This is a genomic window from Aurantimonas marianensis, assembly GCF_024195285.1.
GTDB classification, from domain to species: domain Bacteria; phylum Pseudomonadota; class Alphaproteobacteria; order Rhizobiales; family Rhizobiaceae; genus Aurantimonas; species Aurantimonas marianensis.
In genome coordinates this window covers 1-13,062 of record NZ_JALHBS010000095.1, presented here as the reverse complement: position 1 = coordinate 13,062, position 13,062 = coordinate 1, and the positions used below count along the sequence as shown (strand labels likewise).

At 65.2% G+C, this 13,062-nt stretch carries 11 protein-coding genes, 1 pseudogene and 1 other annotated feature; of the genes and pseudogenes, 8 read left to right on the top strand and 4 right to left on the bottom strand.

What is annotated here, in order from left to right:
• Together MJ956_RS15255 and MJ956_RS15250 are read right to left on the bottom strand one after the other, a co-directional pair.
• Positions 1-626 (bottom strand): acyl-CoA dehydrogenase family protein (locus MJ956_RS15255; protein ID WP_253965299.1); only part of this gene is annotated, 626 nt, incomplete at its 3' end.
• A 241-nt stretch (positions 627-867) separates the two neighbouring features.
• Positions 868-1,338, bottom strand: a complete 471-nt coding sequence (locus MJ956_RS15250; protein WP_253965298.1) for a MerR family transcriptional regulator — start codon at positions 1,336-1,338, stop codon at positions 868-870.
• A 299-nt stretch (positions 1,339-1,637) separates the two neighbouring features.
• Between MJ956_RS15250 and MJ956_RS15245 the strand changes: the two genes are divergently transcribed.
• The 4 genes from MJ956_RS15245 (at position 1,638) to MJ956_RS15230 (ending at position 7,847) form a co-directional block, all read left to right on the top strand.
• Complete coding sequence (locus MJ956_RS15245; RefSeq protein WP_253965297.1) at positions 1,638-5,378, top strand: peptidoglycan-binding protein; 3,741 nt, start codon at positions 1,638-1,640, stop codon at positions 5,376-5,378.
• Between the two features lie 128 nt (positions 5,379-5,506).
• Positions 5,507-6,436 (top strand): sulfite exporter TauE/SafE family protein, encoded by a 930-nt coding sequence (locus MJ956_RS15240; protein WP_253965296.1) that lies wholly within the window; start codon positions 5,507-5,509, stop codon positions 6,434-6,436.
• Positions 6,433-7,320 carry a TIGR02186 family protein gene (locus tag MJ956_RS15235; protein ID WP_253965295.1) on the top strand — a complete coding sequence of 296 codons (888 nt, stop codon included), beginning with the start codon at positions 6,433-6,435 and terminating at the stop codon, positions 7,318-7,320. Before MJ956_RS15240 ends, MJ956_RS15235 begins: the two co-directional genes overlap by 4 nt.
• A gap of 11 nt (positions 7,321-7,331) precedes the next feature.
• Positions 7,332-7,847, top strand: coding sequence for a DUF3429 domain-containing protein (locus tag MJ956_RS15230; RefSeq protein WP_253965294.1), 516 nt, complete (start codon positions 7,332-7,334; stop codon positions 7,845-7,847).
• Between the two features lie 16 nt (positions 7,848-7,863).
• On the opposite strand, the gene pdeM is transcribed toward MJ956_RS15230, so the two are convergent.
• Positions 7,864-8,583, bottom strand: a complete 720-nt coding sequence (gene pdeM / locus MJ956_RS15225; protein WP_253965293.1) for a ligase-associated DNA damage response endonuclease PdeM — start codon at positions 8,581-8,583, stop codon at positions 7,864-7,866.
• A 140-nt stretch (positions 8,584-8,723) separates the two neighbouring features.
• Positions 8,724-8,777, top strand: a sequence feature (sul1 is cis-regulatory element that is thought to sense ions involved in sulfur or methionine metabolism; They are found in Alphaproteobacteria).
• An 85-nt stretch (positions 8,778-8,862) separates the two neighbouring features.
• Here pdeM and MJ956_RS15220 point away from each other — a divergent pair.
• From MJ956_RS15220 to MJ956_RS15205, 4 genes are all read left to right on the top strand, one after another.
• Positions 8,863-10,347 (top strand): SulP family inorganic anion transporter, encoded by a 1,485-nt coding sequence (locus MJ956_RS15220; protein ID WP_253965292.1) that lies wholly within the window; start codon positions 8,863-8,865, stop codon positions 10,345-10,347.
• Positions 10,348-10,358: 11 nt separating this feature from the next.
• A complete protein-coding gene (locus MJ956_RS15215; protein ID WP_253965291.1) occupies positions 10,359-11,207 on the top strand; it encodes a universal stress protein in 849 nt (282 codons plus the stop codon).
• Positions 11,208-11,275: 68 nt separating this feature from the next.
• Entirely contained in the window at positions 11,276-11,560 is a 285-nt protein-coding gene (locus MJ956_RS15210) for a ribbon-helix-helix domain-containing protein (RefSeq protein WP_253965290.1), read from the top strand.
• A complete protein-coding gene (locus MJ956_RS15205) occupies positions 11,553-11,852 on the top strand; it encodes a type II toxin-antitoxin system RelE/ParE family toxin (RefSeq protein WP_253965289.1) in 300 nt (99 codons plus the stop codon). The genes MJ956_RS15210 and MJ956_RS15205 overlap by 8 nt, the downstream gene beginning before the upstream one ends.
• 9 nt (positions 11,853-11,861) lie before the next feature.
• Here the strand turns inward: MJ956_RS15205 and MJ956_RS15200 are convergent.
• A pseudogene (locus MJ956_RS15200) lies at positions 11,862-13,062 on the bottom strand (DNA ligase-associated DEXH box helicase); the annotation flags it as partial.

Genomic DNA, 13,062 nt, shown 5'->3' with positions numbered 1-13,062 from the left:
ATATTCTCGGCGAGGTCGTGCTCGCCGGCGGAGATGAAGATCTTCTGGCCGGTGATGGCGTAGCTGCCGTCCTCCTGGGGAACCGCCTTGGTGCGCAGCAGGCCGAGGTCCGTGCCGCAATGGGGCTCGGTCAGATTCATCGTGCCGGTCCACGATCCCTCGATCATGTTCGGCAGGTAAGTCGATTTCTGTTCGTCACTTCCGTGGGAGGAAATCGCCGCGATGGCACCGGCGGTCAGGCCGGGATACATGGCGAAGGCCATGTTGGCGGCTGACATGTATTCGCCGACGGCGCTCGCCAGCGTATGCGGCAGGCCCTGGCCGCCATAGGCCGGGTCGAAGGCGAGGCTTCCCCAGCCGCCCTCGCGCCAGGTCTCGTAGGCTTGCTTGAAGCCCGTCGGCGTCGTCACCGAACCGTCGTCGGAGCGGCGGCAACCCTCGCGGTCGCCCTGCTGATTGAGCGGTTGCAGCACTTTTCCGGCGATGCGCCCGGCTTCGCTAAGAATCGCCTCGACCATATCCGGCGAGGCGTCGGCGAAGCCCGGCAGATTGCTGTAGCGTTCGAGGCCGAGCAGGTCGTTCAGGACGAAGAGCGTATCTTCGATGGGCGCCTGATAGATGGGCATGTCGTTCCTCCGTCACGATCGGTCGGAGACGGTATGAATATCTTTTACGTAAACGTCAATAACAGCGCCCGCTGTATCCGTCGCCGGGGGCGCCGGCGGGGAATGTCGAATTGCATGATGCTGGATTATGCGGATATGCCACTTCCCGACCGGCGCGCCCGTTTCCCGCATCGGGACGCGTCGATCACGATCGGCTCACTCACCTTCACGACCCCGTGCGGCCACTGCCGCACGGGCGGGCTCAGCTGTCCAACTCGGCCAGATTCTGGCGCAAATGGTCGATCGATACGGTCATCGCGCGGATCGACTCCTCGATTTCCTGCCGCTGTTCGTAGAGGATCTGCTGCTGCTCCTCGAACCGCTCCAGCGCCACCTCGATCTGCTTCCGCCTGCCGTTGGGCTGGTGGTAGATTTCGATGAGTTGCTTCGCCTCGGTGAGCGAGAAGCCCAATGTCTTCGCCAGAAGGATGAGCCTGAGCCGGACGCGGTCCTGGCGGCTGTAGAGGCGCGTGGTGCCGCGGCGCTCCGGGGAGAGCAGGCCGCGATCCTCGTAGAACCGAAGCGTCCGCAAGGTGACGCCGAATTCCTTCGAAAGATCGCCGATCTTGAACACGGACTTTGTTGAGACCGCCTCTTTGCTTCGGCCGAGGAGAAAATCGATGTCGACGGAGGACGCCTCGTCCGCCGTTTCGACTGGTTTGACGTTTGACATGAGCAGATTTCCGTATTCGCGCAAATTTCCAGACCGCACCTGGCAAACGCAGAGCGCGCTCAAGGGGGACTCAGGGCCCCGTACCGGCACCGAATATCGCGTTAATTGAGGCTGTTACAAGACGCTGCGTCAATTCCCGGTCCAGCTTCGGGTCGGGTTACACGTTTATTCCCTAACAAGATCGTAACCGCGTTAACCGATCATTTACCATGTTCGGGCGAGTTTTTCGGACTTGCCGCGCGAGAACGTGCCGACGAGACAGAGCCGATCACGGGCTCGAGCCGACGGGGAAAGCTGAGATGGCCGATCAGACACGACAGGGGAACGGTCGAAAGCCGGAGGATGCTTCCGCGCTCGATGCGCTCAGCCGTACACTGGAGGAACTCGAGCAGCGGCTGTCGCGCGTCACGACAGCCAGGCAGGAGCGCGAGCGGCCGGACGGCAAGACGCCGGTACCCGTGCAAGCGGAAGCCGGTGGCAATCCGAAAGCCGCGCGCCCGACTTTTTCAGACGCGGTGTCCCAGATCGTAATGCGGCAAAAGATGCTGGAGCGCGAACCGACCGAAGTCGAAGCAGCACCGGCGCGACAATCTGCGGCGGCTGGCGGGCTCGACGTATCAGCGGGCGAGGGCGCGGGCTCGGCGGCGATGACGGACCTCGCCCAACAGCTTGAGCGTCTGCGAGCGGAACTTCGAGATGACATGACGCACAGTCCGCGGCCGCGCTTCGACGATATGCGCGGGGCCTTCGACCATCTGCGCAAGATGATCGCCGAACGCGCCAGCACCGATCGAATCGACGCCGAAATCTCGAAGGTCGACCAAGGGTTGACTCGCATGGTCGACAGCGGCGCGGATCGCGAGACGATCCGCTCGCTGCGCGAGGAACTCGAAGCGATCCGCGGTTTGGTCGCTGAGACGGCGCGTGAGGACAGCATTCCGTCCGTCGGCCGCCGTCCGGACACGCTCGAGAGCAAGCCTGCCGGACAATCGGAAGATGACGGCAAGGCCAGGCACGAAGTGAAGGACGAGTTGCAGCGCTTGCGCACATCGCTCGGTACGCTGGCGAGCGAGGAGCAGGTGAAGGCGGTCGAGCGCCGCTGGGACGAATTCGAGAGTCGTTATCTCGCGGCGCCGGCGCCAGGCGAAGGAGCCGGCTTGTCGGATCTCTTGAAGACCGAGATGAACAATCTGCGCGAGAAGCTCGAGACGCTCGCCTCCGAAAAGGCCATGCGCGCGGTTGAGGAACGCTGGGACGCGCTCGATGATCGGTTCGCCTCGCGAGAGATCGAAGGCAAGATCGAAGCGATGGGCGAGCGAATGGAGCAGTTGGAAACCGCTCTCGCCAAACTGCCGGAGACCCTCGCCATCGGGCCGCTGGAACAGCGGGTTCATACTTTGGCGGTCAGCATCGAGGCCCTCGCCAAGCGCCAGCAGGAAGAGGCGGACTTCGATCAATTCGCTCTGATCGATGAACGGCTCGACGAGATTTCGCGCGCGATCATGGCGGCGGCGAAGCGCGCGCCGACGGTTGACATGAGCCCAGTCGAGCGCATCGAGGCGCGCCTTCAAGCCCTGACGGCGCGGGTCGACGAACTCGCCGAAGACGGTGACTCGGCGGTTCTGTCGGATCGCATCGGCGAACTCGCCGACCGGATCGAGGCGCTGTCGAATGATGACGCGGCGCAGGAACTGGCTGAACGGATCGAGCGGTTTTCGCTGCAGCTGGAGACTCTCGTCAGCGCGGGCGACGGCGATCCGGTCAAGACTTTGGCGATGGAAACCCGTCTGCAATCGCTCGCCGAGCGACTGGAAGAGGTTTCCGCGCCGCGCGTCGACGAGGCGATGGTCAAGGCCCTCGAAACCCAGATCGCGCAGCTGTCGCAACGGATCGGCGAGAACGGCACTTCTGCGGCGGTCGCCGATCCCGAACTCGACCAGCGCCTTGCCGACATCGAACGCCGGCTCGACGAACACCGCGAGGATATCATCGTCTCGGCCCGCGCCGCCGCCGACGAGGCGGTTCGTCAGATGATCGAGAGCGGCGATCTTCGGCAGAGCGAGCACGTCGCGCGTCTTTCCGACGATTTGCGTGCGCTGGAGGCCTTGTCGCGAGACAGCGGAGCGCAATCGGAAGATTTCTTCCAGACAGTGAATTCCACCTTGTTGAAGCTCGTCGAGCGCATCGATCAGATCGAGGGCGAGATCACCGGCAAGGGTCGCGCCCGCCGCGACGAACCGGGTGTCTCGGCCAATTCGCCAGCCTCGGCCGCCGCGACGGCCACCGAGGCCGCCGGTCTGCGCGGGGTTCTCGCGCGTACTTTGAAGGGGCGCAAATCCGTGACCGCGAGCGGCACGGCCGACTCGGTCGCGCGGGCTCCGGGGCGGGAAAACGACCCTGAACTGATGCTGCTGGACGCCGACCCGGAAGCCCGCGAGAGGACGTCGTTCTCGGCTGCCGTCGAGGCGCCGTCACTGGATGCGGCCGACATCTTCGATACGCCCGAGGCCAATCGTCCGCTGGCGATCGGGTCGGGTACGCCGGACATAACGGCGCTACTTGAGCGCGTTCGCGCGCAGCAGGCCGGCCGCTCGAAGAATGGCGAGCAGGATGGCAAGGCCGATTTCATCGCCGCAGCCCGCCGCGCGGCCATGGCGGCGGCGGCCGAGGCGGAGAGCCTCGGCGCCCCGGAAGCGCGGATCGAATCCGGCAAGGTCAGCCTCACCGACGTGATTTCGCGTCGCCGCAAACCGATCCTCATGGCGATCGGGGCGGTGCTTCTGGCACTCATGGCCTTGCCGCTCGGCCAGGCGCTGACATCGACCTCGGATTCGGATGGCGAATCCGAACCGGTTGCGGTGGCGGCCAAGCCGTCCGCGCCGACCATCAAGCCCGCCGCATCCCTCGCCCCTGCCGAGGTGTCGAGCGCCGATTCCGGAGCGAAGCAGGTCGCCGGGGCTGCGACGCCGTCGACGATGCCGGAAGGGCTCGTCCTGCCAACGGCCACATCGCCGGCTTTGCAGGACAAGAACCGTGAACCAGCCGGGCAGGCTGGGGCGGGCGAAGCCCGCGCGCTCGCCGATGGCGATGTCGTGCAGGATTCGCTGGTGAGCCGCTCTTTGGACACACAGGCCGGCGCGGCGCCGGCGGCGGCCCCCGAGCCGACGGCGATCCCTTCGATGCCGGAAGACATTGGCAATGAGGCACTGGCCGGCGCGGTCAGCGATGGCAATCCGAAAGCGTTGTTCGAGGTCGGGTTGCGCCTCATGGAGGGACGCAAGGGCGAGCCGGACGCCGCGGCGGCGGCGATGTGGTTCACGATGTCGGCCGAGCGGGGCTTTGCGCCGGCGCAATACAGTCTCGGCACGCTCTACGAGAAGGGCAACGGCGTTGCCCGCGACACCTCCCTCGCGCGCGATTGGTATGTAAAAGCCGCCGATCAGGGCAATGTGCGCGCCATGCATAACCTCGCGGTTCTCTTCGCGACCGGGGTCGACGGCAAATCCGATCCGAAACTGGCGGCGCGCTGGTTCGACAAGGCAGCCGAGTTCGGCATGACCGACAGCCAGTACAATCTTGGGATTCTCTATGCGCGCGGTGCCGGCGTGGACACGGATTTCACCGAATCGTTCAAGTGGTTCTCCGTCGTCGCGGCGGCGGGCGACGAAGATGCCGGGCGAAAACGGGACGAAATCAAGAAATCCTTGACGCCGGCGCAGCTGGAGCAGGCCGAGGCGAAGGTCGCGGCCTTCAAGCCGACGCCGCGGGACGAGGCGGTCAACACGGTGGAGATGCCGAAGGAATGGACCGACAAGGAGGACCCCCCGATCCACACCTCGTCGATCGACATGACCCGGGCCATTCGCAACATTCAGGCGATCCTGATCAAGCTTGGTTATGAGCCTGGGACCCCCGACGGGATCGCCGGCGCGCAGACGACCGATGCGATCAAGTCGTTTCAGAAGGAGGCGGGGTTACAGCCCAGCGGCGACATCAACGAAGCTCTGATCCGCGCTCTTTTGGCGCGCAAGGACGGCTGACGTCCGCTAGGTCGGCGGTCCCGCCGTCGATCCCGATACGCATCGACGTTTGACAGGCGGGGGTGTTCGGGCCAAGACGGTAGGGTCCCTCTGTCTTCTGGCTCCTTCGAGCAAAGAGCCGACCCGCCGTGAACCTCTATCTCCCGATCGCGGAAATTTCGGTCAATATCCTGGTTCTCATCGGGATGGGGGCGGCCGTGGGCTTTCTTTCCGGCATGTTTGGGGTCGGCGGCGGCTTTCTGATCACCCCGCTTCTGATCTTCTACAACGTGCCGCCCGCGGTCGCGGTCGCGACCGGCGCCAATCAGGTCATCGCCTCGTCTTTTTCAGGCGCGCTCGCCCACTACAAGCGGGGGACGATCGACCTGAAACTCGGCGGCGTGCTGCTTGTCGGCGGCGCGCTCGGCTCGGTGGCGGGCGTGGCGCTGTTCACGCTGCTGCGCCGGATCGGCCAGCTCGATCTGGTCGTTTCGCTCCTCTATGTCGTCTTCCTCGGCGGTGTCGGCGGGCTCATGCTGGTCGAGAGCATCCAGTCGATGCGACGTGTCTCCGGCGGCGGCAGCGGCGAGTTTCGTCGCTCGGGCAAACACAATTGGGTGCATGGCCTGCCGCTGAAGATGCGGTTCCAGCGCTCGAAGCTTTATGTCTCGGTGATCCCGGTGCTGGGGCTCGGCTTCCTTATCGGCATCCTTGCCGCGATCATGGGCGTGGGCGGCGGATTCATCATGGTGCCGGCGCTGATCTACCTGTTGCGGGTTCCGACCAATGTCGTGATCGGGACTTCGCTGTTCCAGATCATTTTCACAGCCGCCGTCACCACCGTCCTCCAGGCGGCGACGAATTACACGATCGACGTCGTGCTGGCCTTCCTTCTCATGCTCGGCGGCGTGGTCGGAGCGCAATTCGGCGCCGAGGCGGGACGGCGGTTGCGCGGCGATCAGTTGCGGGCGCTGCTTGCGCTGCTCGTACTCGCAGTCGGTCTGCGCCTGGGCTTCGAGCTGGTCATAACGCCGACCGAGGCCTATTCGATCAGCTCGCCGAGTGGAGAGCTCGGATGATCGGCGTTCGATGCACCCGCGCGGGCCGCTTCGGCTGGTGCTGCGGCCGGACTTGCGCTGCTTTCGTGGTGCTGATGTCGCTGCTTGGCCCTGTTCGGTCACAAGAGGTGGAAAGTTTCGAGATCGGTCTTTCGACCAACGAGATCGCCATTACGTCGGATTTCACTGGCGCGCGGCTCGTGGTTTTCGGGGCGCTCGACAACGCCGACGCCCGCCTCTTGCGGCAGCAACGCTACGATATCGTCGTCGCCCTGGTCGGGCCGCGCCGGCCGGTCGTGGTGCGCAAGAAGGAGCGTATCCTCGGGATATGGATCAATCGCGGGTCGGAAACCTTCAACGCCTCGCCCGAATCCTACGCGCTCGCATCGACCCGGCCGCTTTCCGACATCACGCGCGAAAGCCTGCGTGTCAGTCTTTCTCTGGGGATCGAGGATTTGCGGCTGAACATCCGCGATCTTGAGACCGAGGGCGCGGCGATGGTCGCCGAACCGGCCGGCCAGGCGATCATCGCCGAATCCGACATCGACGGCGGCCTTGTGGCCAACCGCGATCAATATGCCAGCGCGCTGCGCCGGATTCGCATGGAGTCCGGCCTCTACAACCAGAGCTTCGGCAGTGTCGAATTCGTCAGTCCGACGCTGTTTCGCGCCGATCTGCGGCTGCCCGCCGATCTGCCGGTCGGCCGGCATACGGTACGCGCCTACCTCTTTCGCAGCGGCGTGTTCATTCGCGGCGATTCGGAGGGGCTGGTCGTGGTCAAGACGGGTCTCGAGAGCCTGGTCGACAATTTCGCCACCCGCCACGGCTTTCTCTACGGGCTGTTCGCCGTGGCGCTGGCGATCTTCACCGGATGGTTTGGGCGGATCGTTTTCAAGCGCGATTAGGTTATCCGTCGATGACGAACGAAGACTTTCGCCCAAGCGAACGCCCCGCGCCGCGGATCGACACGGCTCAGCCGACCGTCGTGCCGCCGGCGAGAATCACGCACAAGACGGCGTGGACTCTCGGCCTCCTCGGACTGATTCCGTTCGTGCTGATGGCGGTGATCTTCGCCTATGCCGGCCGGTTTTTCATCGCCTATCCGATGCTCGTTCTGGCCTTTTCCGGCTATTCGGCGACGATCCTCGCCTTTCTTGGCGGTATCCGCTGGGGGCTCGGGATGGCGTCGCGCGCGCATCGGCGTCGCGTCCTGATCCTGTCCGTGCTGCCGTCGCTGGGCGGCTGGATCCTGCTGTTCGCTCCCAGTCCCTGGGTCTTTGCCGGCTTTGCGCTCGCCTTTGCCTTGCAAGGCGCATGGGACTTGCTCGCTGCGCGTCAGCGCGAGCTGCCCGCCTGGTTCGGTCGGCTGCGGCTGGTTCTCACCACCGTCGTCGTCCTGTGCCAGATCGTCGCCTTCGCCGCGACCTACTGAGGCCACTCGTCGAGCACTATCCCGGGCAGAGTGCGCGAAAACCGATCGGGTAGATGCGCGCCAGACCGATCACGTAGGCTTTGGCGAACCGAAGATCGAACAGGCCGTGGAAGGCGCGGTCGAGCACGTTGAGTCCGCCGGTGGTGACGCCGAAGGATGGCAGGATCATCCGATTGCCGTCGCTGGCAAAGCACGCGCCGCGTGTCGAGCGCCCGGCGCCGGCAACGCGGGCGACCGGATGCAGATGGCCAGCGACTTCGCCGTTCCGATACTCGCGGCTCGGCTCGTGCCGGAAGGTCCAGGGACCGACGGCGATCTCTGCCCGGGTTTCGCCGCCGATCCTGGCCGGCGGTTCGGGGTCGTGATTGCCGGTGATCCAGGTCCACTCGCGCCCGGCCATCAGGCGGGCGAGGGTCTCGCGATAGGCCACCGGCATGAAGGCTGCGCCATGACGGTCATGGAAGGAATCGCCGAGGCAGATGACCCGCCGCGCGTCGTAGCGAGCGAGCGCCGCACCGAGCAGCGCCAAAGTGGCAGCGGTGTCGTAGGGCGGCAACAGGCTGCCCCGGCGGGCAAAGGCCGCGCCCTTTTCCAGATGCAGGTCGGAGACGACCAGCAGGCGCTCGGACGGCGCGTAGAGCACGCCGGACGGATCACAGACGACGGCCTTGCCGGCGAGCGTCGTTTCCAGCCCCTCGCACTCGGTTTGCCGCATCCGCCGCGCCAGCGCATTCATTCGTTGAGATCCGTCATCGTCCGGTGATTCGCGTTTCGTTCCTATCGAACCCTTCATTCGGGCAAAGGCAAGGCGACACTGCGTCTCGCAACGGCATGGGTTGATTTGACCGCCGCGATCGGCGATGAGTGCGCCGCACATAAGGACCCGCTCCGCGCGGGTGGCTATGCCGGGCGCCAATCCCCCGGCCAATCCAGACGCCACATTGACCGAACCGTTCCGCGGCACCATCGCCCCGGTCCGCCGCGGCGATTTGGCGTCCAGACGTCTTCGGAGCCGATGTTCTCGACTCGCAATCTTTATGCCGACTGGTTCGGCAATGTCCGTGGTGATCTCCTCTCCGGTCTCGTCGTGGCGCTCGCCCTGATCCCCGAGGCCATCGCCTTTTCGATCATCGCCGGGGTCGACCCGAAGGTCGGGCTTTACGCCTCCTTCTCGATCGCGGTGCTGACGGCAATCTTCGGCGGCCGGCCTGGCATGATCTCGGCGGCGACCGCCGCGACGGCCGTCTTGATGGTGACGCTCGTCGCCGATCACGGCCTGCAATATCTGTTCGCCGCGACGATCCTCGCCGGCCTGTTGCAGCTAGTGGCCGGAGCCCTGCGGCTGGGCGACGCCATGCGCTTCGTCTCGCGCTCGGTGATGACCGGCTTCGTCAACGCGCTGGCGATCCTGATTTTCCTCGCCCAGATTCCGGAGTTGGTCGGTGTGCCCTGGATGACCTACGTCATGGTCGCGGCGGGACTGGCGATCATCTATCTGCTGCCGCGACTGACGACCGCCGTCCCTTCGCCGCTGGTCACGATCGTCGTGCTGACGGCGGTGTCGCTTTTCTTCGGCTTCGATCTGCGCACTGTCGGCGACATGGGCGAACTGCCCTCGACGCTGCCCTACTTCTTCATGCCCGACGTTCCGCTGACGCTGGAGACGCTACGCATCATCCTGCCCTATTCGGCCGGGATCGCGATCGTCGGTCTGCTGGAATCGCTGATGACCGCCTCGGTCGTCGACGACCTGACCGACACCGGCTCCAACAAGAACCGCGAATGCTACGGGCAGGGCATCGCCAACACGGTCACCGGTTTCTTCGGCGGCATGGCCGGCTGCGCGATGATCGGCCAGTCGGTCATCAACGTGAAATCCGGCGGCCGCGGCCGGCTCTCCTGCCTGTTCGCGGGCGTGACCCTCTTGTTTCTCATCGTCGCGCTTGGCGATTGGGTGGCGGTGATCCCGATGGCGGCGCTGGTCTCGATCATGATCATGGTCTCGATCGGCACCTTCAGCTGGGACTCCTTCGTCAATCTGCGCACTCATCCGCGCCGCTCCAGCGCGGTGATGCTCGCCACCGTCATCACCGTCGTGTGGACCCACAATCTCGCCATCGGCGTCCTTGTCGGCGTCATGCTTTCGGGCATCTTCTTCGCCTCCAAGGTCTCGCAGATCTTCGCCGTGACCTCGAAGCTGTCGGACGATCGGACGCACCGGACCTATCACGTCCAGGGTCAGGTGTTCTTCGCCTCGGCCGAGGATTTCATCGCCGCCTTCGACTTCAAGGAAGCTGTCGACAAGGTCACCATCGACGTCGGCCGCGCCCATATCTGGGACCTGTCCGGCGTCGGCGCGCTCGACCGGGCGATGATCAAGTTCCGCCGCGAGGGCACCGACGTGGAAGTGCTCGGCATGAACGAGGCGAGCAGCACACTGGTTGATCGTCTCGGCGTGCATGATAAGCCGGGCGCGCTGGACGCGTTGCCAGGGCACTGAGGGAGGACGGTATGAGCAAGATTCTCGCGCTGGTCGACGGCTCGCAATACACCCAGAGCGTCTGCGACAACGCCGCCTGGGCCGCCGACAGGCTCGGCGCCCCGGTCGAACTGATGCATATCATCGGCCGCCGGGACACCCCCTCGGCGCCGGCCGACCTGTCCGGCAATCTCGATCTCGGCGAGCGCGAGACGCTGCTCAAGGAACTCGCCGATTTCGACGAGCAGAAGGGCAAGCTGGCGCGCAAGCGCGGCCGTCTGGTGCTGGCCGAGGCCGGGGCGCGGCTGAACGAGAAAGGCATCTCGGCGGTCGAGGAGCGGTTGCGCTCGGGTGACCTTGTCGAGACGCTGCTCGAGTTCGAAGAGGACGCCGATCTCGTCGTCATCGGCAAGCGAGGCGAGGCCGCCGATTTCGCCAGGCTGCATCTCGGCTCCAATCTGGAACGGGTTCTGCGCGCCTCGACGAAGCCGGTTCTCGTCACCGCGCGCGCCTTCCGGCCGATCCGTCGGTTCATCGTCGCCTTCGATGGCGGCCCAAGTGCGGGAAAGGCGATCGACCATCTCGTCGCCAGCCCGCTCTTGAAGGGCGCGGCCTGCGAACTCGTCATGGTGTCGTCGAAACCGTCCGACGAGCGGCTGGACCGCGCGGCTGCCCGATTGCGCGAGGCTGGTTACGACGTGACCGCGACGCTGGAAAAGGGCGAGCCGGACGAGGTGATCGCCGCCCATGTGAAACGCGACGACGTCGATCTGATCGTCATGGGCGCCTATGGCCACTCGCGCATCCGCAACTTCCTGATCGGCTCGACGACCAGCGAGATCGTCCGTGCATGTTTGAGGCCGGTACTGATGTTCAGATAGGCGATGAGCAGGCCGCTTGGCAGGTCCTGCCTTCTGCCGTTAGGATCGACCAAACGGGAGCTGCCGCGATGGCCGATGCGAAAGAGATCCTGATTGTCGTACCCGCCGAGGAGGCCGAGGCGCTGCGAACGGCTGTCGCCAGCGGCGATTACGCCTCCGCCGACGAGATCATGCACGAAGCGCTACGCGACTGGCAGGACAAGCGCCACGCGCAGACCGCCGATGCGACGCGGCTGCGGCGCAAATGGCAGGAAGGGCTTGCCAGCGGCCAGCCCGAGCCTCTCGATCTAGACGCGATCAAGGCGAAGGGGCGGGATATCCTCGTTCGCCGCCGGTCTGGTACGGGTGGCTGAACGCCGGATCGTCCGCAGGCCGCGCGCCGAAGCGGATTTGATCGAAATCTGGCTCCATATCGCCTTGGACAGTCCGCTTGCCGCGGACCGTCTGATCGAGCGAATCGGTGAGCGAATTCTCCGCTTGGCCCGTTTTCCCGAAATGGGCGTTGCACGGCCGGATATCGCGGATGGCGTTCGGGTCCTGTCGGTTCCGCCGTTCCTGGTGCTTTTCCAAGTGGAGAGCGACAAGGTCGAGGTTGTTCGGGTCATCCACGGGGCTCGCGATCTTCCTTCGATCGATCTGAGTTGACCGGAATACTCAGCCCAACGCTGCGCGCACCAGTTCCGCCTCCATCGCCTCGGCGAAGACCTCGTCGCGCGCCTCGCCGAGGACGCTTTCGCGGCCGATCTCCAGCATGATCGGCACCGCCAGCGGCGAGACCTGGTCGAGATCCTTGTGGACGATGTGGTGCTTGATCCGGGCGAGCAGGTCGGAGACGCGTCTCACATCGAGAAGGCCGGTCGCCGCGTCGTCCCAGGTCGCCCGCATCAGGATGTGGTCCGGCTCGTGCGCGCGCAGCACGTCGTAGATCAGATCGGCCGAGACGGTCATCTGCCGCCCGGTCTTCTCCTGGCCGGGATGGCGCTTTTCGATCAGCCCGGAGATCACCGCGCATTGCCGGAAGGTGCGTTTCAACAGCCAGGAATCGGCCATCCACTCTTCCAGATCGTCGCCGAGCATGTCCTCGTCAAGCAGCGCGTCGAGGGGCAGGCGGCCGTCGGCGATCATCGCGCCGAGGTCGCCCTTGCCCCAGATCGAGACCGCGTAATCGGTGGCGACGAAGCCCAGCGGCTTCGCCCGCGCCCGCTCCAGCCGGCGGGTGAGCAGCATGCCGAGGGTCTGGTGGGCAAGGCGCCCCTCGAAGGGATAGAGCACCATGAAAAAGCGCTGGCCGTTGGGGAAGGTCTCGATCAACAGGTCGTTCGCGCCGGGAATGACCGACTTGCGCTTCTGGATCGCCAACCACTGCGCCACCTGTTCGGGGAGGGCGCCCCAACGGGCCGGGTCAGCGAGCATGGCGCGCACCTGTTCGGCCAGATAGGTGGTCAGCGGGAATTTCGAGCCGGCATAGGCTGGAATACGAGCGTCCTCGGCGACGGTCTTGGAAACGTAGCACTCGTTCTCGCGAATGCCCTCGAAGCGCAGCACCATACCGGAGAACGAGAAGGTGTCGCCCACCGCCAGGCTCTCGACGAAGCCTTCCTCGATCTTGCCGAGCACCGGGCCGCCGCGCCCGATCGCGCTCCGCGTCTTGCGCCGGATCAGCCTGACGGCGAGCATCGGCGCCTCGATGATCGTGCCGGCGTTCATCCGGTATTGCTGCGCGACGCGCGGATGGGTGATGCGCCAGGTGCCATCCTCGGTCAGCTTGATCTTGGCATAGCGCTCATAGACCTTGAGCGCATAGCCGCCGGTAGCGACGAAATCGATGATCCGGTCGAACGTCTCGCGGTAGAGG